The sequence below is a fragment of the Caballeronia sp. S22 genome (genome assembly GCF_964261745.1).
Taxonomy (GTDB): domain Bacteria; phylum Pseudomonadota; class Gammaproteobacteria; order Burkholderiales; family Burkholderiaceae; genus Caballeronia; species Caballeronia jiangsuensis.
This window is the reverse complement of record NZ_OZ180035.1, coordinates 1,025,658-1,046,437: the sequence shown is the minus strand read 5'-3', so window position 1 is coordinate 1,046,437 and position 20,780 is coordinate 1,025,658. Positions and strand designations below refer to the sequence as shown.

Below are 20,780 nucleotides of genomic sequence, written 5' to 3'. Positions count from 1 at the left end.
CCGCCCGCGCAGCGCGCCTCGCAGCCGGCTCTCGCGGCTCAATGCAACTGACGATAAATCTGCTGCGCGAGCGCGAGCGAAATGCCTTCGACGCTCGCCAGGTCCTCGACGCTCGCCGCCTGCACGCCGCGCAATCCGCCGAAGCGCGACAGCAACCGCTGACGCCGTTTTGCACCGACACCTTCCAGCTCTTCCAGCCGCGAAGTCTGTCGCGCTTTCGCCCGCTTCGCGCGCATGCCGGTGATCGCGAAGCGGTGCGCCTCGTCGCGGATCTGCGCGACGAGCATCAGCGCCGCGCTTTCCTTGCCGAGCTCGAGCGCGCTGCGGCCGTCGGCGAACACCAGCGTTTCGAGTCCCACCTTGCGCCCTTCTCCCTTCGCAACACCAACCAGCATGCCGTGATCCAGCCCGAGCTCGGAGAAAACCTGCCGCGCGATCTCGACCTGCCCCTTGCCGCCGTCGATCAGCACGATGTTGGGCAGCGTGCCGCCCGCGGCCACGGGTTCGGCGGCATCGGGCGTGACGTTGGGATCGGCGGCATCGTCGGGTTGCAGGGTCGTCGCTTCGTCGTTCGCGTTCGCGGCTGCCTGCGCGACCATCTTCTCGTAGCGGCGCGTGAGCACCTGGCGCATCGCGGCGTAGTCGTCGCCGGGCGTGATGCCGTTGATGTTGTAGCGCCGGTATTCGCCCGACTGCATCGTGTGATGGTGATACACGACGCACGACGCCTGCGTCGCCTCGCCCATCGTATGACTGATGTCGAAGCACTCGATGCGCAGTTGCGCGAGATCGTCCATCTCCATGGAGAGCGTCTCCGCCAGCGAGCGCGTGCGCGCCTGCTGCGAGCCTTGCTCCGAAAGAAGCCGCGCGAGCGCGAGCTTCGCGTTGTTTTCGGCCATCGAGAGCCACGCGCGTTTCTGGCCCTGCGGCTGACGCAGCAGTGTGACCTTGTGGCCGGCCTGCTCCGTCAGCAGATCGACGAGCTCGCGGCTCGACGGTGCATGACTCACGACGAGCACCGGCGGCACGCGATTGCCGATGTAATGCTGCGCCATGAAGGCTTCGAGCACTTCGGATTCGAGCGCGCCTTCGCGCGGTTCGGGTTCGGCTTCCGGATCGGCTTGCACCGGCTCGACGCTCGTCTGCGCGGAAGACTCAACTGCAACGGGCGCGCCGGATTCCGCTTCGTCGACTTCGGGGAGATCGGCGACATCGGGGAGATCGTCTTCATCGTCCAGCGCTATCGCGCTTTCGACGTGCGCCGGGAAATACGCCTTGTCGCCGAGATGCCGGCCGCCGCGCACCATCGCGAGATTCACGCAGACCTTGCCGCCGAGCGCGACGACCGCGAGGATATCGACGTCGCTTTCGCCGCCGACTTCGATCGCCTGCTGATGCAGCACGGTCGACAGCGAGCTCATCTGATTGCGCACCGCCGCGGCCTGCTCGAATTTCAGATCGGCGGCGAACGCGTGCATCTTTTGCTCCAGCTCCTTCATCACTTCGCCCTGACGCCCGAGCAAAAAGCGCGATGCGTTCGACACATCGCGCGCGTAGTCCTCTTCCGTGATGAGCCCCGTGCACGGCGCCGTGCAGCGCCCGATCTGATGCAGGAGGCACGGCCGCGTGCGGTTGTTGAAGACCGAGTCCTCGCACGTGCGCAACTGGAATACGCGCTGCAGGATCTGGATGCTCTCGCGCACCGCCCACGCGCTCGGAAACGGGCCGAAGTACTGGTTTTTCTTGTCGACCGCGCCGCGATAGTAGGCCATGCGCGGAAACTTGTGGCCCGTGAGCTTGAGAAACGGATACGACTTGTCGTCGCGAAAGAGAATGTTGTAGCGCGGCGCGAGCGCCTTGATGAGATTGTTCTCGAGCAGCAGCGCTTCGGCTTCCGAACGCGTGACGGTCGTCTCGATCTTGCGGATGCGCGTGACCATCATCGCGATGCGCGGCGAATGCAGCGTCTTCGTGAAGTAGCTCGACACGCGCTTTTTCAAGTTGCGCGCCTTGCCGACGTAGAGCACGTTGCCGTCGCCGTCGTAATAGCGGTACACGCCGGGCAGATGCGGCAATTGCGCGAGCGTCTTTTTCGAGTCGAAATCCGGTGGGGAGGCGTCGGTGTCAGTCATACAGCAAGGGGGACGGAAAAGCATCGGCACGACGGTGAGCCGTGCCAGGCGCGTTATCTTAGAATCGCCAGTTTAGAACATTAAACCGCGCGCCTTCATCCTCATGACTCCACATCCCGCCGACCCGGAACTCGCCTGCGACATCTTCTGCGCAGTCGTCGACAACTTCGGCGACATCGGCGTGTGCTGGCGTCTCGCGCGGCAGTTGCGCGCGGAGCACGGCTGGCGCGTGCGCCTTTTCGTCGACGACCTGAAGGTCTTCCATGCGCTCTGCCCCGAGGTCGACGCGGCACTTTCGCGTCAGGATGCGATGGGCGTCACGATCGAGCGCTGGCACGAGCCGTCGCACGCAGGCGATACGCTCGCCATTCCGGATGTCGTGATCGAGGCGTTCGGGTGCGAATTGCCGCACGCGTACATCGCCGCGATGGCGCGCCGCGAGCCGAAGCCCGTCTGGATCAATCTCGAGTACCTGAGCGGCGAGGACTGGGTCGCCGATTTCCACATGCGGCCGTCTCCGCACCCGCGTTATCCGCTCGACAAGAGCTTCTTCTTTCCGGGCCTCGGGAAGGGCACGGGCGGCGTGCTGAAGGAGCGCGATCTCGATACGCGACGCGAGCACTTCGATGCGCACGCATGGTGGCGCGAGCGCGTCGGCATCGAGCGTCCGGGCGACGGCGAAACGGTCGTGTCGCTCTTCGCCTATGAAAATCCGGCGGTCGATGCGCTGCTCGCGCAATGGCGCGACGCCGACGCGCCCGTCGTCCTGCTCGTGCCCGAAGGCCGCATTTCCGGCGCGCTCGCGCGCTTTTTCGGCCTGCCGAACTTTGCGGCCGGCGCGTCGGCAAGTGCGGGCGCGTTGCGGGCGCACGCGCTCGGCTTCGTCGAGCAGCCGCGCTTCGACGAGTTGCTCTGGGCGGCCGACATCAACTTCGTGCGCGGCGAGGATTCCTTCGTGCGCGCGCAATGGGCGCACAAGCCGTTCGTCTGGCAAATCTATCCGCAGGCCGACGACGCCCATCTGCCGAAACTCGACGCCGCGCTCGCGCATTACACGGGCACGCTCGATCCGTCCGCCCGCGAAGCCGTCGCGCGCTTCTGGCACGCGTGGAACGGCGCGGGCGTGCCCGACTGGGCCGATTTCTGGCGTCATCGGCAAAAGCTGGAGACGTGCGCGGCTCGTTGGGCGAAGGAACTGGCGGGGGTCGGCGATCTGGCGGGCAATCTCGTCGCCCATGCGGCCTCGCGTCTGGGCCGATGAGCATCGACTCACGGCGTTTCCCGCCGCGCCATGCGACTGGCCAAACACGCAAAAAGTCAGTTAAAATAAGCGGTTATCCGAGGAAGCAGGTTGCAGTTTCAACATTACGCCGCGCGGGTCCGCCCGAAGGCGCGTCCCTCCCTCGTTAGCCAGAACTCTCGCACGGTGGCGGCAATAAAAACCGGCAGCGCCGCCGTCCGATCGATTCATTCCAGGCATTCAAGCCAAATCCTTTTGTACAGGACCTAGTTTTATGAAGACCGCACAAGAACTCCGCGTCGGCAACGTCGTCATGATCGGCAACGATGCCATGGTCGTGCAGCGCGCCGAGTACAACAAATCGGGCCGCAACTCCGCGGTCGTCAAAATGAAGTTCAAGAACCTGCTGACGGCCGCCGGCATGGAAACCGTCTACAAGGCGGACGACAAGTTCGACGTCGTCGTGCTCGACCGCAAGGAAGTGACGTACTCGTACTTCGCGGACCCGATGTACGTCTTCATGGACGCCGACTACAACCAGTTCGAAGTCGAAGCCGAAATGATGGGCGACGCGCTCAACTACCTCGAAGACGGCATGGCTTGCGAAGTCGTGTTCTACAACGAGAAGGCCATCTCGGTCGAACTGCCGACCACGCTGGTTCGCGAGATCGTCTACACGGAACCGGCCGTCAAGGGCGACACGTCGTCGGGCAAGGTGCTGAAGACCGCCAAGCTGAACACGGGTTTCGAGCTGCAAGTGCCCCTCTTCTGCAACATCGGCGACAAGATCGAAATCGACACCCGCACGAACGAATATCGCAGCCGCGCGTAAGCCTCGCGCCGCCGCATCGTAAGCAGAGCGGCCGCCGCAACGGCTCGCCGCCATTCCAAAAAAGCGCCCCTTCGCGGGCGCTTTTTCTTTTGCATGAATTTTTTGACAAATTCAGGCAAACTTTACCGGTCGCGCCCCGATAAGTTTTGTCGACAATCGACGCAAGCATCCGCGCCCGGCCCGCGCGATTCGCTTCCATCGGCAAAATTAACTGCTTGGCACGATTTCTGCTCGAACGTGCAAATCCAGAATTCAGAACCGACATGCACAGCACGCCTTTCATCCAGAGCCGGTTTCTGATCGTCGCGGCGCTCGCCCTGCCCGCCTTCGCTTTCACTGCCGGCTGCAAGTCCACCCCGGCGACATCGGCGAACACGAACGGAGGCAGCGATATCGCCACCGACGATGCAGCGCTTGCCGCGCGTGTGAAAGCCGCGCTCGTCGCGGATCCGGCGCTCAAGGTCTTGCCGATGAGCGTCGCGACCTATCGCGGCGTCGTGCAGTTGTCGGGATATGTGGATTCGGAGGTACAGATTCAAAAAGCGCTCGCCGTGGCGCGTGGCGTGCCGGGCGTGCAATCCGTCAGCAACGAATTGCATCTCAGGCCGCAATGACGCGCGCAGCACCCGAGATGACGAACGAGTAACGCAGGACGAAAACCGCAGCGGGTGACGCGCCAGACGCCGGAACGAGGCGCCGTTTCCCGCCCACGAACCGCCCGATCCCACGCGGAGACGGCGCACTACAGTCCACTTTGATACGTTGGTCCGCCATGCCACACGCACTGATTGTCGAAGACGATCCTAATAGCCTCTCCGGCCTGTCCGCGATCCTCACGGCAGACGGCTTTTCCGTCGATACAGCGACGACGCTCGCCGAGGCGCGCTCCGCGCTGACCCGCTTCATTCCGGATGTCGTGCTGATCGACCTGAATCTTCCGGACGGCTCCGGCCTCGACCTGTTGCCGAGCCTGCCCTCGCAACCACCCGATGGCGCGTTGCCCGTCATCGTGATGACCGGCAATGCGACGGTCGAAAGCGCGATCGAAGGTCTGCGGCACGGCATCTGGGACTATCTCCTGAAACCGGTGAACATTCCGCGTCTGCGCAGCCTCCTCGCGCGCATACCGCGACCGTACGAGCTCACCGAGGAAGTCCAGGCGCTGCGTTCGACGTTGCGCGAGCTGGGCCATTTCGGCGACATGATCGGCCGCAGCGCCGCGATGCAGCACGTCTACGATCTGATCGAGCACACCGCGCCGACGGAAGCCGCCGTGCTGATCTGCGGCGAGCCGGGCACGGGCAAGAAGATCGCGGCGCGCACGATTCATCAGCTGAGCCGTCGACGCAAAGGCCCGTTCGTCACCTTCGATTGCTCCGCGAGCCGCAATAGCGACGGCTCGCAGCGCTCGATGGAAAGCATCCTCTTCGGCCACGAGCGCAACGCGTTCGCCGGCGCGGAGAACCGCGAGCCGGGCCTGCTCGAACAGGCGGGCGGCGGCACGCTGTTCCTCGACCAGATCGATTCGCTGCCTCCCGCTCAACAAGAAGCGCTCTTGCGCGCGCTCGATTCGCAGACCTTCATGCGCGTGGGCGGCAGCAATCGCATCATGACGGACTTCCGGCTGATCGCCGCGTCGCGCCTGCCGATGCGCGAGGCGGTCGCGAGCGGCGCGATGCGCGAGGATCTGTTTCAGCGCCTGTCGGCGTCGTCGATCATGTTGCCGCCGCTGCGCGATCGCGACGACGACATCGCGTTGATCGCGGAAACGCTCGTCGACGAACTGAACCGCGAGAATCACATCGCCGGGATCACGAGCGGCTCGCCGAAGCGCATCAGTCCGGCGTTCATTCGCGAGTGCATCACGAGCGAATGGCCGGGCAATGTGCGCGAAATGCGCGAGCGCGTGCGGCGCGCGTATCACGCGTCGGGCGAAACCATCGAGACGCTGCGCGTCGATGAGCCGGGCGGCCTCGGCGGACGTGGCCTGAACGGAAGCAGCGTGCAGGTGACGGTCGGCACGGCGCTCGCGGATGTCGAAGACATGCTGATCCGCGCGACGCTCGAAGCGGTCGGCGGCACGCGTCATCGCGCGGCCACGCTGCTCGGCATCAGCCCGAAGACGCTCTACAACAAGCTGCAGAGGATGAAGCTGGAATCGTCGTGATTCATCGCGGCGCCAGAAAGCAAAACGCCACGATTCAGGTCGTGGCGTTTTCGTTTTAGCCGAGCATCTCTTTGACGAGTGCGCGCGCCGCCTGATAGTCGGCGTGCGCCTGCAGCTTGCTCCAGCGCAGCGCCTTGCCGCGCGGACGCATCTGCCTCAGGCGCTGCTCCGATGCCTTCGGCGGCGTATAGCGCAACTGCTCCAGCACCTTGCCCGCCTCGTCCGGCTGATTGCAGATCAGCACCATGTCGCAGCCCGCCGTCAGCGCGGCAGTGGCCGCTTCGGTGAGCGTGCCGCCCGCGCGGGCCGCTTCCATCGAAAGGTCGTCGCTGAAGATCGCGCCGTTGAAGCCGAGCTTGCCGCGCAGGATGTCCTGCAGCCAGATGCGCGAAAAGCCGGCGGGCTTATCGTCGACCTGCGTATAGATGACGTGCGCGGGAATCACCGATGACAGCGACATGCCGAGCCAGTCATACGGACGCACGTCGGTGGCGAGGATTTCTTCGAGCGTGCGATCGTCGGTCGGCAGCGCGACGTGCGAATCGGCTTCGGCGAAACCGTGACCCGGAAAGTGCTTGCCGCAGTTCGCCATGCCGGCGAGCGCGAGGCCGTGATTCAGGCTCTTCGCGAGCATGGTCACGACGCGCGGATCGCTGTGCAGCGCGCGATCGCCGACGACCTTCGACTGTCCGTAATTCAGATCGAGCACCGGCGTGAAGCTCATGTCGATGCCGCACGCGCGCAACTCCGCCGCGAGCACGTAGCCGAACGCGGTCGCAGCTTTCGTCGCGGCGAGCACGTCGCGGTCCCACAACTCGCCGAGCTTGCCCGGCGCGGGCAGCACCGTGAAGCCGTCGGTGCGAAAGCGCTGCACGCGCCCGCCTTCGTGATCGACGGCGATCAGGATATCGTCGCGCACCGCGCGGATCGCATCCGTCAGTGCGACGAGCTGCGCGCGGTTCTCGAAATGCCGCGCGAACAGAATGATGCCGCCGGTCATCGAATGGGTGAGGCGCTCGATATCCGCGTCGTTCAGCGTCGTGCCGGCGACGTCGAACATGACGGGCCCGGGAGTGCGTTTCATCGGATTCAATTGGTTTCTTGTGCGTTAGTTGGATTGAACTCAGGCCTGATCGGGCACTTCCGCGATGACGAACGACACCGCGTAGTCACGCTCGTCGCTGACCGTGACCTTCGCCGTGATGCCGCGTTGCGCGAGCCATTCGGCCAGCTCGCCGGACGCGGCGATCATCGGCTTGCCGCTCGGCTCGCTGAGCGTCTGCAGCGCGCGCCACGTCATCGGCCAGCGCATGCCGAGGCCGATCGCCTTCGAGAACGCTTCCTTGGCCGAAAAGCGCGTCGCGAGAAACGCGAGGCCGCGTACTTCCGAGCGCGCGTTGCGCGCGTGATAGATGCGTAACTCGTCGGGGCCGAGCACCTTTTCGGCGAAGCGTCCTTTCGTGCGCCTCATCACCGCCGCGACGCGGCTCACCTGCACGACGTCCGTGCCGATTCCGTAGATGGCCATGACGTGCTCAGCGGGCGTGGATCGACGCGAGGCGCGACGCGACCATGATCGCCTTCATCTCGCGCACGGCATTGTCCCAGCCCGCGAAAATCGAATGCGCGACGATCGCGTGCCCGATGTTCAGCTCGACGATGCCCGGCAGCGCGGCGATCGCCTGCACGTTCGTGTAGTGCAGTCCGTGGCCCGCGTTCACCTTGAGCCCGAGCGAGTTGCCGAAATCGACGCTCGCCGCGACGCGCTCGAACTCGCGCTGCTGTTCGGCTTCGTCGTGGGCTTCGGCATATCGGCCCGTGTGCAGTTCGATCACCGGCGCGCCGGCTTCGTGCGCGGCGCGAATCTGCGTCTCGTCCGGATCGATGAAAAGCGATACGCGCGCGCCCGCGTCGGCAAGCTGCCGGCACGCGGCCTTCACCTCCTCGAAGCGGCCTGCGACATCGAGGCCGCCTTCGGTCGTCACCTCCTGGCGCTTTTCCGGCACGAGGCAGACATCGTGCGGCCTGATCTCGCACGCGATGTCGAGCATCTCGCGCGTCACCGCGCACTCGAGATTCATGCGCGTTTTCAAAAGCGGTCGCAGCGTGCGCACATCGGCATCCACGATATGGCGGCGATCCTCGCGCAAGTGCAGGGTGATGACGTCGGCGCCCGCTTCCTCGGCGGCGAGCGCCGCGCGGATCGGATCGGGATACGACGTGCCGCGCGCATTGCGCAACGTGGCAACGTGATCGATGTTCACGCCCAGATCGATCACGCTCGCTGGCGATGAGAGAAAGAAGCTCATAGTTTTTGCAGGTCGATCAATATCTGACGGGTGGCGAGCGGCGTGCCGCCCAGGTAATGGTTCAGCAGGAAGCGCATCAGCGTTTTGCTTTGCGCAGCCGTCTGCGGACTGGTGTAGTCGTCGCGTTCCATGTCGATGAGCGTCTGCCCCGAAATCACCGGCCAGGGTGCGGGAAGATCGTCGGACGCTTCGCGCACGCCGCGGTCCGGATCGAACACATAGCGGCCTTCGGCCACGACCGGCTGGCGCGTGACGGTGCGCGTGAGATTCATCGCATAGCCGGTTTCGCGCAGAAGCACGCGCTCGAACGAGCGCAATACCTGCACGGCGGGCTCGTCGTGCGCGAGGCGCGAAAGCGTCAGCACGTAATGATTGAAGAGCGCCGGATGCGCGTCTTCGCGCGCGCAGAACTTGACGAGCAGCTCGTTCACGTAGAAGCCGCAAAGCAACGCGTCGCCGGCCAGCGGCAGCATGCCGCCGACCCATTCGGCGGTCGTCAGCGTGCGGACTTCGCCCTTGCCGGACCAGGAGAGGCCCAGCGGCTGAAACGTCTGCAGCACGCCGCGCAGCGCGGAATGCGGGCGCTTCGCGCCTTTCGCGACGAGCGCGACGCGGCCGAAATCGCGCGAAAACACATCGATGATGAGGCTCGTCTCGCGATACGGATAGCTGTGCAGCACGAAGCCCGGCTGCTCGGCGATACGAAAGTCGGAGCGCGGCGCGGCGCGCGGCCGCTTCTCGCCGCTCCCGGCAACGGACGATGACGATGACGTCCGCCTGGGCTTCGGCACGGCGCGCGCGGCCGGGCGCTCGTCCGCGTCGAAATCGTCGGCGGGACGATCATCGGCGGGTGGAATCATCCGGGCGCCGTTCGAGCCGTCGTCCATGCATCACTCGTAGCCGTATGCGCGCAGGCCCGCTTCGTTATCCGCCCAGCCGCTCTTCACCTTGACGAAGGTCTCGAGATACACGGGGCCATCGAAGAGCTTCTCCATGTCGAGTCGCGCTTCCGTGCTGATCTGCTTCAGCTTCGCGCCCTTCTGGCCGATGATCATCGCCTTGTGGGTGTCGCGGTCGACGAGAATCGTCGCGAAGACGCGGCGCAGACGCCCTTCGGTTTCGAATTTGTCGATGAGCACCGTGCTCGTGTACGGCAACTCGTCGCCGGTCCAGCGAAAAACCTTCTCGCGCAGGATTTCGGCCGCGAGGAAGCGCTCGCTCCGATCGGTCAGATCGTCCTCGCCGTAGATCGGCTCGCCTTCCGGCAGATAGGGCTTGATGACCGACATGAGCCGCTTGATGTCCTCGGGATGCTTGGCCGACAGCGGCACGATCTCGCGGAAGTCACGCAGCGCCGACATCTGCTGCATGAAGGGAAAGAGCGAATCCTTGTCGCCGACGCGATCGAGCTTGTTCGCGATCAGCAGCGTGGGCGTGCCGGCCGGAATCAGGTCGAGCACTTTCTGGTCGTCGGGACCGAAACGGCCCGCTTCGATCACGAAGAGAATCGCATCGACGGAAGTCAGCGTCGACGTCACCGCGCGGTTCAGCGAGCGGTTGAGCGCGCCGCTGTGGCGCGTCTGGAAACCGGGCGTATCGACGAAGATGTACTGCGCGTCCTCGAACGTATTGATGCCGGTGATGCGATGGCGAGTCGTCTGCGCCTTGCGCGAGGTGATGCTCACCTTCTGACCGACGAGCGCGTTCATCAGCGTCGACTTGCCGACGTTCGGACGGCCGACGATCGCGACCATGCCGCAGCGGAAACCAGAAGAAGTAGGAGCGTTCATAGATGTGTGCGGCAATAAATCGTTGGGGCGCGTGTGCGCGATAGGCGCGGCGGCACGCGTCAGTGGCCGGCGTCGGCGGCGCGCACGACGTGGCTGGTCGCATCGGGGCCTGCGGCGTTACTCGTTTCGGTGTCGGCTGCGGAATTGTCTTCGCGATCGTTGGAAGGTGCGGGCTTGTCCGCGTTCGCGCTGCGCTCGGGCGGCTCGGTCGAATCGCTCTTCGCCGCTTTTTCCGGCTTGTGGATCACGGCGCGTTCGGTTTTGTCGGCGGCTGCGTAGGCGCTCGCGGACGGCTCAACATGCGTCGCGCGGATCACGGCGAGCGGCGCGGTGGCCGGGCGTTCCTGCGCAGCGGATTGCGCGCCGTGCGGACCATGATGGCGCTCGCGCCGGTCGGGAGAACGCAGATCGAGCGCCGTCTGGATGCCGGTGACGCCGGGCACCACTTCCGGTTCGACCAGCTTCGCGGCGCGCGCGCCCTTGCGCTTCGGCTTCACGCCGAGCGTCGGCGCGGCGGCCGCCACTTCGTCGAGCGCTTTTTTGGCCGCAGCCTGTTCGGCAGCGCGGCGGCTCGCGCCGGAACCCGACACCTTCACGTCGAGCTTCGGCACCGTGCATTCGACTTCGAACTGCTGATTGTGCGCGGCGCCGTGAGTCGCGATGACCGTGTAAGTCGGCAGCGCGATCTTGTGTCCCTGGAGATATTCCTGCAGCAGCGTCTTCGCATCCTTGCCGATAGTGCGCGGATCGATGTGATCGAGCACCGGCGTGTAGAGCCGCTTGATGACCGTGTACGCGGCGTCGAAACCGCCGTCGAGGAAGATCGCGCCGAAGATGGCTTCGAGGGTATCGGCGAGAATCGACGGACGGCGGAAGCCGCCGCTGCGCAGTTCGCCTTCGCCGAGCCGCAAGCCTTCGGACACGTTGAGCGCCTGCGCGATTTCGTAAAGCGACTGCTGTTTGACAAGATTCGCACGCACGCGCGACAGGTCGCCTTCGTCGAGTTTGCCGAATCGTTGGAACAAAAGCGCCGCCACCACGCAATTTAGAACGGAATCGCCGAGAAATTCGAGCCGTTCATTGTGCGTGGCGCTGTGACTGCGGTGGGTCATCGCCTGGCGCAGTAATTCCGCATTGCGAAATTCGTACCGCAGCCGGCTTTCCAACGGAGAAGATGGCATGGAGAGAGTATAACGCGGGCGCGCGGGCGGACGATTCCGCCGGTCCACGCCGGAAAACGCGTGGCGAGACGGTGTTAGCCGCGCTTCTTCACGCCGTTTCGAAGCTTGTTTTTATCGAGACGAACGCCGGCGGTCTTATCGGGACGAGCCGGCGTTGCGCATATCACTGGAACGAGCCGATGCGCTTCAGGTTGCTGAAGTTCATCCAGATGAAGAACGCGCGCCCGACGATATTCTTGTCCGGCACGAAGCCCCAGTAGCGGCTGTCCGCGCTGTTGTCGCGGTTATCGCCCATCATGAAGTAGTTGCCCGGCGGCACCTTGCACGTGACGCCCTGCGCGTTGTAGTTGCAGTTGTCGCGAAACGGGAAGTCGTCCGCGCCGACGACGAACGGCGGCACCTGCGGATTGTTCAGGATCGCGTTCTTGCGTCCGTCGAGGTCTTCCTCGAACTGCTTCGCGTAACCGATGCGCTCGTCGTCGAAATAGTCCGGCAGCGGTGTTTCGGGCACCGGCTTGCCGTTGATCGTGAGCTTCTTGTCTTCATACGCGACAGTGTCGCCCGGCAGACCGATCACACGCTTGATGTAGTCGACCGACTCGTCCTTCGGGTAGCGGAACACCACGACGTCGCCGCGCTTGAGCGGGCCGCCGTTCGTCATCTTCGTGTTGGTGATCGGCATGCGCAGGCCGTACTCGTACTTGTTCACGAGGATGAAGTCGCCGACGAGCAAGGTCGGAACCATCGAGCCGGACGGAATCTTGAAAGGCTCGATGATGAACGAGCGCACCACGAACACCGCGAGAATCACCGGAAAGAAGCTCGCCGTGTATTCGAGCCACCACGGTTGGCGGAGCTTGTCGTCGCGCAAGCGGGCGCGCGTCTGCGCGGCGTTCTCATCGGCGAAACGCTCGCCGACACGCTCCTGCTGGCGATCGAACTCGGCCACCGCGGCCTCGGCGGCGCGCCGCCGTTGCGGCAGAAACACCAGTTTGTCCAGCACCCATGCAATACCCGTCAATACGACGAGAATCAAAAGAATCAATGCGAAATTCATCAATCGCTTCCGGTTGTTATCGTTGTTTGCCTCGCGGCGCCAGCGTCATTCATCGACGCGCAGAATCGCCAGGAAAGCCTCTTGCGGGATTTCGACCGAACCGACCTGCTTCATGCGCTTCTTGCCGGCCTTCTGCTTTTCGAGCAGCTTCTTCTTGCGCGAGATGTCGCCGCCGTAGCATTTCGCAAGCACGTTCTTGCGCAACGCCTTGATGTTCTCGCGCGCGATGATGTTCGAGCCGATGGTCGCCTGAATCGCGACGTCGTACATCTGACGCGGAATCAGCTCGCGCATCTTCGACGCCACTTCGCGGCCGCGATGCTGGCTCTGCGAGCGGTGCACGATGACCGACAGCGCATCGACCTTGTCGCCGTTGATGAGCATATCCACCTTGACTACATCGGCCGCGCGATATTCCTTGAATTCGTAGTCCATCGACGCATAGCCGCGCGACGTCGACTTCAGGCGGTCGAAGAAGTCGAGCACGATTTCCGCCATCGGGATTTCGTAGGTCAACTGCACCTGACGGCCGTGATACTGCATGTTGATCTGCTGGCCGCGCTTGTTCGTGCACAGCGTGATGACCGAGCCGACATATTCCTGCGGCATGTACAGGTTCACGGTGACGATCGGCTCGCGCACTTCCTCGATCTTCGGCGGCTCCGGCATCTTCGCCGGGTTTTCGACGGAGATGGTCGTGCCGTCGCGCTGCACGACCTGGTAGATCACCGTCGGCGCCGTGGTGATGAGGTCCATGTCGAACTCGCGCTCGAGCCGCTCCTGCACGATTTCCATGTGCAGCAGACCGAGAAAGCCGCAGCGGAAACCGAAGCCGAGCGCCTGCGACACTTCAGGCTCGTATTGCAGCGATGCATCGTTGAGCTTCAGCTTTTCGAGCGATTCGCGCAGCGCGTCGTACTGGTTCGCCTCGACCGGATAGAGCCCGGCGAAAACCTGCGGCTTCACTTCCTTGAAGCCCGGCAGCGGCGCTTCGGCGGCGCGGGTCGAGAGCGTGACGGTATCGCCCACTTTCGCGGCCGTCAGTTCCTTGATGCCCGCGATCACGAAGCCCACCTGCCCCGCCGAAAGCTGCGCGAGGTTCGTCGACTTCGGCGCGAACACGCCGACGTGCTCGACCGGGTATTGCGCACCGGTCGCCATCATCTTGATCTTGTCTTTCGGCTTCAGCGTGCCATTGACGATGCGCACCAGCATCACGACGCCGACGTAGTTGTCGAACCACGAATCGATGATGAGCGCCTGCAGCGGCGCTTCCGTGTCGCCCTTCGGCGGCGGCACCTTCGCGATCAGCGATTCGAGCACGTCTTCGACGCCCAGACCGGTTTTCGCGCTGCAATGCACGGCGTCGGTCGCGTCGATGCCGATCACGTCCTCGATTTCGGAGATCGCGTTCTCGGGATTCGCCGCCGGCAGGTCGATCTTGTTCAGCACCGGCACGACTTCGACGCCCAGTTCGATCGCGGTGTAGCAGTTCGCGACGGTTTGCGCCTCGACGCCCTGACTCGCATCGACGACGAGGAGCGCGCCCTCGCACGCGGACAGCGAGCGGCTGACTTCGTAGGAGAAGTCGACGTGCCCCGGCGTGTCGATCAGGTTCAGGTTGTAGACCTTGCCGTCACGCGCCTTGTAGGTGAGCGCCGCAGTTTGCGCCTTGATCGTGATGCCGCGCTCGCGCTCGAGGTCCATCGAATCGAGCACCTGCGCTTCCATCTCACGGTCGGACAAGCCGCCGCACAACTGGATGATGCGGTCGGCGAGCGTCGACTTGCCGTGGTCGATGTGCGCAATGATCGAGAAGTTACGAATATGGTCCATTCAGTGCCGCAAGCCCGAAAAAAGCGAAAAAGGCGCGCCCTCACCAACGCGGAGCACGCCTTGAAAATTTGGGGAAAACTTCAGCATTTTAGCCGAAAACAGGGTTGCCCCGGCGGATTTCGCCTCTGCCGGACTCACGGCTCACGCGCGCCGAGCGCCGCGTACACGGCGCGCGGGTCGAGCCGGTACTGGCACAACTCGACGCCGTCGAGCGTGAGCACCGGCACGCGCTCGTCGTAGCGCGCCTCCAGCAGCGGATCTTCATCGATGTCGATCCATTCGACGCCCCGGCCGTGCCGCGCGGCGATCGGCGCCAGTTCGGCCCGCATGTCCTCGCACAGATGACACCAGGCGCGCCCGTACAGGACAAAAGGCACGCCCGAAACCGAGGTCATGCGCTTACTTCTGCGCCGGCACGCGCGGGCGCAGCGGCACGAACTGCGTGTTGTCGCCGCGACGCACGAGAATCGCGACCATCTTGCTGGCGTCCAGACCTTGCGCGACTTCCTGGAACTGCTTCGCGCTCGTGATATCCGTATCGCCGATGCGCATAACGATGTCGCCCTTCTGGAAGCCCGCGCGCGCCGCCGGCCCTTCGACGGCATCGACCTGAACGCCGCTCGACAGCTTGAGCGCCTTCTTCTGATCCGCCGGAATGTCGCTCACCGCCATACCGAGCGAATTGCTTGCGCGCTCCTTCGGTTGCGGCGCCTTCTTCTGCTCGGTCTTCGCGACCTTGTCCGGCTGCATCTCGGCGATCGTCACCGACAGATCGCGCGTCTGGCCCTTGCGCCAGATCGTCAGCGTGGTCTTCGTGCCGGGCTTCGTATCGCCGACCATGCGCGGCAAATCGGTCGCGGTCTCGACATTCTGGCCGTTGAACTTCAGGATGATGTCGCCCGGCTGCACGCCTGCCTTATCGGCCGGACCACCCGATTCGACGCTCGACACGAGTGCGCCCTGTGCCTTCGCCAGCCCGAGCGAATCGGCGACATCCTTCGTCACTTCGCCGATCGCGACCGCGATGCGCCCGCGCACGACCTTGCCCGACGTCTTCAACTGATCCGCCACGCGCATCGCTTCATCGATCGGAATCGCGAACGAAATGCCCATGAAGCCGCCAGTGCGGCTGTAGATCTGCGAGTTGATGCCGATCACCTCGCCCGCCATGTTGATGAGCGGACCGCCCGAGTTGCCCGGATTCACGGCGACATCGGTCTGGATGAACGGCAGGTAATCGCCCGTGTCGCGCCCTTTCGCGCTGACGATGCCCGCGGTCACCGTGTTGTCCAGGCCGAACGGCGAACCGATCGCGAGCACCCATTCGCCGACGCGCACCTTGTTCGAATCGCCGATGGTGATCGCCGGCAGATTCGTCGCGCTGATCTTCACGACGGCCACGTCCGTGCGCTCGTCGACGCCGACGAGCCGCGCCTTGAACTCGCGCTTGTCGGTGAGCGTGACGTAGATGGTGTCCGCATCGTCGACGACGTGCGCATTGGTCATCACGTAACCGTCGGTCGACAGGATGAAGCCCGAGCCGACGCCGCTGCTCTGCTCCGAGTTGTCCTGGTTGTCGTCCGGCGCGCTGCGACTGCCGCCCTTGCCCTGGTCGCCACCGCTGCCGCCGCCGTTGTTGCCGCCGCCGCCACCACCGCCGCCGCCGCCGCCGCCGCCGCCGCGCGGAGGCTGGCCGGGCATTGGAATGCCGAAGAAGCGGCGAAAGAACTCGGACATGTCGCCTTCATCGAGACCCGGCGGCAGGCCGCGCAGATCGCTGCTTGAACCCACGCGCGAGGTCGTGCGAATGTTCACGACCGAGGGCCCCACCTTGTCGACGAGCGTCGTGAAGTCCGGCAGGTTCACCGTGGGCACCGCTGACGCAGATTGCGATACGAACGGCAGGCACACGGCGAGCGCCGCGGCCGCGATGAACTTGCGCAGCGAGAAGTTGCTCATATGTTGGAGGCCGGGATCTGGATTACTTGGAAGGCTTGTATTCTATGGTAGAAGCAAATTGCTGCAATGTGGCTTGCGGCACTTCACCTAGCAAGGTGATCCAGAAATCCCCACGGCGCTTCACCAGAACATGCGTGGCGCCGCTATTGCCCGCGCCTTCCTTGCGCGTATTTTTCTCGACCGGCTCGACAAAAACGGAGATCGTCGCGAGTCCGTCGGAAAACACGGCCTGATCGACCGGAATCGGCGGCTGACCCTGCTGGCTCGACGCCATCGGACGGCGAAGCTCGCGAATCTTGCGAAAACCCGCGATATTCGGCGTCAGTTGCCAGCCTTGCGCTTCCATGTCGACGGGCTGCACGGGCGGCCGCACGATGGTCCAGCCCGACGTGCCGCGAATGCCGTTCGCGATCGGCGTCTTGTCGATAGGCCCGCCGATGCGCACTTGCGAGAACGAAAGCTGCTCGAGCACCTGACCGTCCGGATCGAGCGTCTGCGCGCGCAGCAGCAAGCCGGTCTTCGCGTCGGCCCAGAGCTTGTAGGCGAATCGATAGGAATCTTTCGGATCGAGCTCCAGCACCTGGCTTTCGACGCCCGCGACGCGATCGTTGCCCAGAAGCTTCGGCTCGTAGACGGAAAGCACCTGGTCGCCGCTGGTCGAAAGCAGCGCCGGGAAGGAATCCCGGTTTTGCCGATGCTCGACGACTAGAAGATGTCGCTCGGGTACGAACGTGAACATGTCGTCGTCGTGACGCAGCATCTTGCGCTGCGCGCCATCGAGACTTTCGAGCGATTCGTATTCGCCGTCGCCGCGAGTGGCGACGTGCGTGATGCGCGACGATTGAACCGTCGCGCCGCGTTGATAGACGAACGTGCCTTCGTAATTTTGCTGCTGGGCCGCTTCGTGAATGCGGTTGAGCAGGCTGGCGGCTGTCTTGCGAACGGCGGCGGGATCGTCTCCCTGAGCATAGGAGCTGGTTGCCGCTGTCAACAACGCGGCTGCGCAGAGCATCAACGCCGGCAGCCGCCCCCAGTAACTTTTTTTATTCAACCGCACATTCAGCATCAAATTATTGGCCCTGCGACGTAGCCGCTGCGCGAATCAAAGGCATGGAACCGGGCATCGCGGGCTGCTGGGAGAATTGCTGATGCGCTTCGAGGTATTGATCGAGATCGGCGTCGCGGATGATGTTCGCTTCCACGATCGGCGAGCGCGTGGTTGCTGCCGGCACCGACGCGAGCGCGACGCGCTGCATCGAATCCACCGGTGCGACGCTCGCCACCTGTGTGCCGGAGCGGCCGCCCACGCCTTGCAATTGCGGTACTACGATCCACGTCAATGTGGCGGCCGCCGCCGCTACCGCGAAGGCCGGCATCACGCGACGGCGCAGCATGCCGCCACGCGCTTTCGCCGCTGCGGCGGGCAGCGCCGCTGGCGCCAGCACATGCGCTTCGGCCTCGAAGCGCTCGGAGAATGCGGCCATGAACGCACTGCTGCGCGCCGGGCTGACCGCGAGATCGTCCGAACGCAGGGCGTCGCCGATCAGGTGATAGGCCGACCAAGCCGCGCGTTCGCCGTTTTTCAGTTCCGCGAGAAACTGGCTGACATCACCCATTTCATCGAGCGATTCACCATCGACGAACGCCGACATGCGCTCGCCGCGCGAACCCGTCTGTGTTTGATTCTGCATCGAGACCGACCCCATGATGCTCCCCATCTTTGACCACACCCCGTTGTGACACCACCAACCCAGATATCGCGTCCCTGCCCCGAGGATTCCGCCGCCTACCAGCGCTTGCCTTCGGGAGTGTCCAACAACGGACGCAATTTTGCCGCAATGGCTTCGCGAGCACGAAAAATTCTCGATCTGACGGTGCCGATCGGGCAATCCATCATTTCGGCGATTTCCTCGTAACTCAGACCTTCAATTTCCCTGAGCGTGATGGCAGTGCGCAATTCCTCCGGCAACAGCGCCATCGCAGCATTGACCGTTTCGGCGATCTGCTTGCTCATCAACATCGACTCGGGCGTGTTGATATCCCTTAGTTGGTCCGCGTCGGAGAAAGTTTCCGCTTCTTCTGCATCGGCCTCGGTAGAAGTGGGAGCACGGCGGCCCTGTGTCGCAAGGTAGTTCTTTGCGGTGTTGACCGCAATCCGGTAGAGCCAGGTATAAAACGCGGATTCGCCGCGAAATTGGGGAAGCGCGCGATAGGCCTTGATGAAGGCGTCCTGGGCGACGTCCTCGACTTCGGCGGGGTCGCGCACGAGGCGCGAGATCAGTCGAATGATCTTGCGGTGGTATTTGGCGACCAGCAGTTCGAACGCGGCCTTCTCACCTTTCTGGACACGCTCGACCAGCAATTGGTCGATTTCTTTTTCGCTCACCTGTGAAATCCGTTTAACTTGGGGTGTTGCGCGGAGGGCTATTGTAGCGTTACCGCCTGTAAGGCAACTGGTACGCTCATGCGCCGTTACAGTCGTTACAGGTGGGAAGCCGCGGCGCGGCGCGCCTGTACGGAGAGTTGCCGAAAGGTGCCGGCATCGACCGAATCGGCTGCGACGACGAGCGTTTCGCGCCGCTCGCGCGCGTCCAGAAGGGTCAGTACGAGGAGCCGACCGCTCCATTGCGCGCATCCCGCGATACAGGTGTACCGCATCACCCCGGTCCGGTTCCAGACGGCGAGGCCGTCCGGCAGCAAGCCGATGGTCGAAGGCTGAGCCCGCACCCATCGGTACGACGCGAGCCCGAGCACCGCCAATGTCGCCCCGCACGCCACGAATGCATGCCCGGCGTGTTCCGCTTGCGCGAGGACGCACTGAAACACCGACGCGCCCGCAACGCTCGCGAATCCGAGCATCGCGCCGAGCATAAAACGCGACGGCCGCATCGCGACGCCCGGCGCGGAGCCGGTTTCCCGATGCGGCCGATCCACGCACGCGCCCGTCATATCGATCCCCGTGATGACGAGCGCGCCGTGCTCAGTGGCGCTTGAAGACGAGCGAGCCGTTCGTGCCGCCGAAGCCGAACGAGTTTTTCACGGCCACGTCGATCTTCATTTCCCGCGCTGTGTTCGCGCAGTAATCCAGGTCGCACTTCGGATCCTGGTTGAAGATGTTGATGGTCGGCGGCGACACCTGATTGTGAATGGCCAGCACGGTGAAAACCGACTCCAGCCCGCCCGCGCCGCCCAGCAAGTGGCCGGTCATGGACTTGGTGGAGTTCACGACGACCTTCTTCGCCTGATCGCCGAGCGCACGCGTGATGCCGATGGTTTCCGCGATATCGCCAAGCGGCGTCGACGTGCCGTGCGCGTTGACGTAATTCACCTCGTCCGCGTTGATGCGCGCATTTTTCATTGCGTTGACCATCGCGCGGCGGCCGCCGTCGCCGTCTTCCGGCGGTGCGGTCATGTGATACGCGTCGCCGCTCATGCCGTAACCGAGCACCTCGGCATAGATTTTCGCGCCGCGCTTCTTCGCGTGCTCGTACTCTTCGAGCACCATCACGCCGGCGCCTTCGCCGAGCACGAAGCCGTCACGGTCGGTATCCCACGGACGGCTCGCCGTCGCGGGGTCGTCGTTGCGCTGCGAAAGCGCGCGCGCCGCCGCGAAGCCGCCGATGCCGAGCGGGGAAACCGTGGCTTCCGCGCCGCCGGCGATCATGACGTCCGCATCGCCGTATTCGATCAGGCGCGACGCCTCGCCGATGCAGTGCAGGCCGGTTGTGCAGGCCGTGACCATCGACAGGTTCGGGCCCTTCAGGCCGAAGCGGATCGACAAATGGCCGGAGATCATGTTGATGATCGACGCAGGCACGAAGAACGGCGAAATGCGGCGCGGACCGCGATTGAGCAGCTCGGTCTGCGTGACTTCGATCATCGGCAGACCGCCGATGCCCGAGCCGACCACGACGCCCACGCGCTCCGAGTTCTCATCGGTGATCTCAAGGCCGCTGTCCTGCATGGCCTGGACGCCCGCGGCGAAGCCGAAATGGATGAAGGTATCCATATGGCGCGCCTCTTTGGCGGGCATGTAGTCTTCGATGTTGAAGCCCTTCACCTCGCCGGCGAAACGCGTGGAAAAGTTCGTCGCATCGAACTTCGTGATATTGGCGATGCCCGACTTGCCCGCGACCAGATTGGCCCAGCCGTCGGCAACAGTATTGCCGACAGGCGAAACGAGCCCCAGGCCTGTAACAACAACTCGACGACGGCTCACGGTAACCCCTTATCCATAAAATGACGAAAAACAAAAGCCACAGCGGCCACAGGAAACC

At 64.0% G+C, this 20,780-nt stretch carries 20 protein-coding genes; 4 read left to right on the top strand and 16 right to left on the bottom strand.

The window, feature by feature from the left end:
* Nucleotides 1–38 precede the first annotated feature (38 nt).
* Nucleotides 39–2,132, bottom strand: coding sequence for an excinuclease ABC subunit UvrC (gene uvrC / locus ACEN42_RS04955; RefSeq protein WP_371880785.1), 2,094 nt, complete (start codon nucleotides 2,130–2,132; stop codon nucleotides 39–41).
* A 103-nt stretch (nucleotides 2,133–2,235) separates the two neighbouring features.
* On the opposite strand from uvrC, the gene earP reads away from it, so the two are divergent.
* The 4 genes from earP to ACEN42_RS04935 all read left to right on the top strand — a co-directional run bounded on the left by earP (nucleotide 2,236) and on the right by ACEN42_RS04935 (nucleotide 6,371).
* Entirely contained in the window at nucleotides 2,236–3,393 is a 1,158-nt protein-coding gene (gene earP, locus ACEN42_RS04950; RefSeq protein ID WP_371880784.1) for an elongation factor P maturation arginine rhamnosyltransferase EarP, read from the top strand.
* Nucleotides 3,394–3,646: 253 nt separating this feature from the next.
* A complete protein-coding gene (efp, locus tag ACEN42_RS04945; protein ID WP_035501653.1) occupies nucleotides 3,647–4,204 on the top strand; it encodes an elongation factor P in 558 nt (185 codons plus the stop codon).
* A gap of 263 nt (nucleotides 4,205–4,467) precedes the next feature.
* A complete protein-coding gene (locus tag ACEN42_RS04940) occupies nucleotides 4,468–4,818 on the top strand; it encodes a BON domain-containing protein (protein ID WP_187605784.1) in 351 nt (116 codons plus the stop codon).
* Nucleotides 4,819–4,976: 158 nt separating this feature from the next.
* Nucleotides 4,977–6,371, top strand: a complete 1,395-nt coding sequence (locus ACEN42_RS04935; protein WP_035501655.1) for a sigma-54 dependent transcriptional regulator — start codon at nucleotides 4,977–4,979, stop codon at nucleotides 6,369–6,371.
* Between the two features lie 55 nt (nucleotides 6,372–6,426).
* Here the strand turns inward: ACEN42_RS04935 and nagZ are convergent, their stop codons facing one another.
* From nagZ to fabF, 15 genes are all read right to left on the bottom strand, one after another.
* On the bottom strand, nucleotides 6,427–7,455 hold the full coding sequence (gene nagZ / locus ACEN42_RS04930) for a beta-N-acetylhexosaminidase (protein WP_371880783.1): 1,029 nt from the start codon (nucleotides 7,453–7,455) through the stop codon (nucleotides 6,427–6,429).
* A gap of 39 nt (nucleotides 7,456–7,494) precedes the next feature.
* Nucleotides 7,495–7,899, bottom strand: coding sequence for a holo-ACP synthase (acpS, locus tag ACEN42_RS04925; RefSeq protein WP_371880782.1), 405 nt, complete (start codon nucleotides 7,897–7,899; stop codon nucleotides 7,495–7,497).
* A 7-nt stretch (nucleotides 7,900–7,906) separates the two neighbouring features.
* Complete coding sequence (gene pdxJ, locus ACEN42_RS04920; protein ID WP_371880781.1) at nucleotides 7,907–8,680, bottom strand: pyridoxine 5'-phosphate synthase; 774 nt, start codon at nucleotides 8,678–8,680, stop codon at nucleotides 7,907–7,909.
* Complete coding sequence (gene recO, locus ACEN42_RS04915; protein ID WP_371880780.1) at nucleotides 8,677–9,567, bottom strand: DNA repair protein RecO; 891 nt, start codon at nucleotides 9,565–9,567, stop codon at nucleotides 8,677–8,679. Before recO ends, pdxJ begins: the two co-directional genes overlap by 4 nt.
* Nucleotides 9,568–9,570: 3 nt before the next feature.
* On the bottom strand, nucleotides 9,571–10,470 hold the full coding sequence (gene era, locus ACEN42_RS04910) for a GTPase Era (protein WP_238215425.1): 900 nt from the start codon (nucleotides 10,468–10,470) through the stop codon (nucleotides 9,571–9,573).
* A 59-nt stretch (nucleotides 10,471–10,529) separates the two neighbouring features.
* Nucleotides 10,530–11,651, bottom strand: a complete 1,122-nt coding sequence (gene rnc / locus ACEN42_RS04905; RefSeq protein ID WP_371880779.1) for a ribonuclease III — start codon at nucleotides 11,649–11,651, stop codon at nucleotides 10,530–10,532.
* Between the two features lie 163 nt (nucleotides 11,652–11,814).
* Entirely contained in the window at nucleotides 11,815–12,708 is an 894-nt protein-coding gene (gene lepB, locus ACEN42_RS04900) for a signal peptidase I (RefSeq protein ID WP_035501663.1), read from the bottom strand.
* A 45-nt stretch (nucleotides 12,709–12,753) separates the two neighbouring features.
* Nucleotides 12,754–14,544, bottom strand: coding sequence for a translation elongation factor 4 (gene lepA / locus ACEN42_RS04895; protein ID WP_035501666.1), 1,791 nt, complete (start codon nucleotides 14,542–14,544; stop codon nucleotides 12,754–12,756).
* A gap of 134 nt (nucleotides 14,545–14,678) precedes the next feature.
* Entirely contained in the window at nucleotides 14,679–14,939 is a 261-nt protein-coding gene (locus ACEN42_RS04890) for a glutaredoxin family protein (RefSeq protein ID WP_371880778.1), read from the bottom strand.
* A 4-nt stretch (nucleotides 14,940–14,943) separates the two neighbouring features.
* The gene (locus ACEN42_RS04885; RefSeq protein ID WP_371880777.1) at nucleotides 14,944–16,503 is read right to left on the bottom strand and encodes a DegQ family serine endoprotease; all 1,560 of its coding nucleotides are present in this window, start codon (nucleotides 16,501–16,503) and stop codon (nucleotides 14,944–14,946) included.
* Between the two features lie 22 nt (nucleotides 16,504–16,525).
* Entirely contained in the window at nucleotides 16,526–17,569 is a 1,044-nt protein-coding gene (locus tag ACEN42_RS04880) for a MucB/RseB C-terminal domain-containing protein (protein WP_187605794.1), read from the bottom strand.
* A gap of 4 nt (nucleotides 17,570–17,573) precedes the next feature.
* Nucleotides 17,574–18,209, bottom strand: coding sequence for a sigma-E factor negative regulatory protein (locus ACEN42_RS04875; protein ID WP_238215444.1), 636 nt, complete (start codon nucleotides 18,207–18,209; stop codon nucleotides 17,574–17,576).
* A gap of 80 nt (nucleotides 18,210–18,289) precedes the next feature.
* Nucleotides 18,290–18,889, bottom strand: coding sequence for an RNA polymerase sigma factor RpoE (rpoE, locus tag ACEN42_RS04870; protein WP_371880776.1), 600 nt, complete (start codon nucleotides 18,887–18,889; stop codon nucleotides 18,290–18,292).
* Nucleotides 18,890–18,984: 95 nt separating this feature from the next.
* Nucleotides 18,985–19,452, bottom strand: a complete 468-nt coding sequence (locus ACEN42_RS04865; RefSeq protein WP_371880775.1) for a protein YgfX — start codon at nucleotides 19,450–19,452, stop codon at nucleotides 18,985–18,987.
* Nucleotides 19,453–19,483: 31 nt separating this feature from the next.
* Nucleotides 19,484–20,722, bottom strand: coding sequence for a beta-ketoacyl-ACP synthase II (gene fabF / locus ACEN42_RS04860; RefSeq protein ID WP_371880774.1), 1,239 nt, complete (start codon nucleotides 20,720–20,722; stop codon nucleotides 19,484–19,486).
* Nucleotides 20,723–20,780: the final 58 nt, after the last annotated feature.

Bases quoted from the DNA above. Each gene is read 5' to 3' on its own strand.
- ACEN42_RS04940 (WP_187605784.1), top strand. From the start codon at position 4,468: ATGCACAGCACGCCTTTCATCCAGAGCCGGTTTCTGATCGTCGCGGCG.
- efp (WP_035501653.1), top strand. From the start codon at position 3,647: ATGAAGACCGCACAAGAACTCCGCGTCGGCAACGTCGTCATGATCGGC.
- ACEN42_RS04935 (WP_035501655.1), top strand. From the start codon at position 4,977: ATGCCACACGCACTGATTGTCGAAGACGATCCTAATAGCCTCTCCGGC.
- nagZ (WP_371880783.1), bottom strand. From the start codon at position 7,455: ATGAAACGCACTCCCGGGCCCGTCATGTTCGACGTCGCCGGCACGACG.
- pdxJ (WP_371880781.1), bottom strand. From the start codon at position 8,680: ATGAGCTTCTTTCTCTCATCGCCAGCGAGCGTGATCGATCTGGGCGTG.
- rnc (WP_371880779.1), bottom strand. From the start codon at position 11,651: ATGCCATCTTCTCCGTTGGAAAGCCGGCTGCGGTACGAATTTCGCAAT.
- ACEN42_RS04890 (WP_371880778.1), bottom strand. From the start codon at position 14,939: ATGACCTCGGTTTCGGGCGTGCCTTTTGTCCTGTACGGGCGCGCCTGG.
- earP (WP_371880784.1), top strand. From the start codon at position 2,236: ATGACTCCACATCCCGCCGACCCGGAACTCGCCTGCGACATCTTCTGC.
- acpS (WP_371880782.1), bottom strand. From the start codon at position 7,899: ATGGCCATCTACGGAATCGGCACGGACGTCGTGCAGGTGAGCCGCGTC.
- ACEN42_RS04875 (WP_238215444.1), bottom strand. From the start codon at position 18,209: ATGGGGTCGGTCTCGATGCAGAATCAAACACAGACGGGTTCGCGCGGC.
- era (WP_238215425.1), bottom strand. From the start codon at position 10,470: ATGAACGCTCCTACTTCTTCTGGTTTCCGCTGCGGCATGGTCGCGATC.
- lepA (WP_035501666.1), bottom strand. From the start codon at position 14,544: ATGGACCATATTCGTAACTTCTCGATCATTGCGCACATCGACCACGGC.
- ACEN42_RS04885 (WP_371880777.1), bottom strand. From the start codon at position 16,503: ATGAGCAACTTCTCGCTGCGCAAGTTCATCGCGGCCGCGGCGCTCGCC.
- ACEN42_RS04880 (WP_187605794.1), bottom strand. From the start codon at position 17,569: ATGCTGAATGTGCGGTTGAATAAAAAAAGTTACTGGGGGCGGCTGCCG.
- lepB (WP_035501663.1), bottom strand. From the start codon at position 12,708: ATGAATTTCGCATTGATTCTTTTGATTCTCGTCGTATTGACGGGTATT.
- recO (WP_371880780.1), bottom strand. From the start codon at position 9,567: ATGGACGACGGCTCGAACGGCGCCCGGATGATTCCACCCGCCGATGAT.
- ACEN42_RS04865 (WP_371880775.1), bottom strand. From the start codon at position 19,452: ATGACGGGCGCGTGCGTGGATCGGCCGCATCGGGAAACCGGCTCCGCG.
- uvrC (WP_371880785.1), bottom strand. From the start codon at position 2,132: ATGACTGACACCGACGCCTCCCCACCGGATTTCGACTCGAAAAAGACG.